Origin of the sequence: Acidovorax sp. NO-1 (assembly GCF_000238595.1) — a bacterium.
GTDB lineage: Bacteria > Pseudomonadota > Gammaproteobacteria > Burkholderiales > Burkholderiaceae_C > Acidovorax.
Genome location: NZ_AGTS01000104.1, coordinates 1 through 466, shown reverse-complemented (window position 1 = coordinate 466; position 466 = coordinate 1). Strand labels below are relative to the sequence as shown.

Sequence of the window (466 nt, the reverse complement as noted above, 5' to 3'; positions counted from 1 at the left end):
TCTGGGCCTGGTTCCAGGCGATGGGCTGGATGCGTGCGCGCACGGCGGGGTCGGTCACCACGATGATTTCAAACGGCTGCAGCCCGCTGGACGTGGGCGCCAGACGGGCGGCCTCCAGAATGCGTTCGACCTTGTCTTGCGGCACGGCCTTCTGGGGGTTCATCTTTTTGGCGGCGTAGCGCCACTGCAGCTTGTGAAGCAAGGGCTGCTGGGCAGCCGCGCTGGTGGAAGGGGTGGTCATGAGTATTCCTGGGGTTCAACAACAAAAGGCAGGGCGCACGCCAGTGAGCCACGGTTGAACTTTAGGCCCGCCCATGCCCGCCGGTAAGCCCTTGCAGGGAAAAGGATTGTTCACAAACTGCCAACAATCCACGCTTCTCAAGGGCCGTGGGCAATGCATGCAGGCGTACACTCGATTCCCATGTGTCCTGCCAATTCGCAGCGTGTCGCGGGCCTCGCCCGCCTG

1 protein-coding gene is annotated in these 466 nt (G+C 62.9%); it reads right to left on the bottom strand.

Going from position 1 to position 466, the window contains the following annotated elements; translation table 11 throughout:
* Nucleotides 1-241, bottom strand: a 241-nt coding sequence (locus KYG_RS17695; RefSeq protein ID WP_008906303.1) for a nitroreductase family protein, incomplete at its 3' end; no start/stop codon positions are given.
* Nucleotides 242-466: the final 225 nt, after the last annotated feature.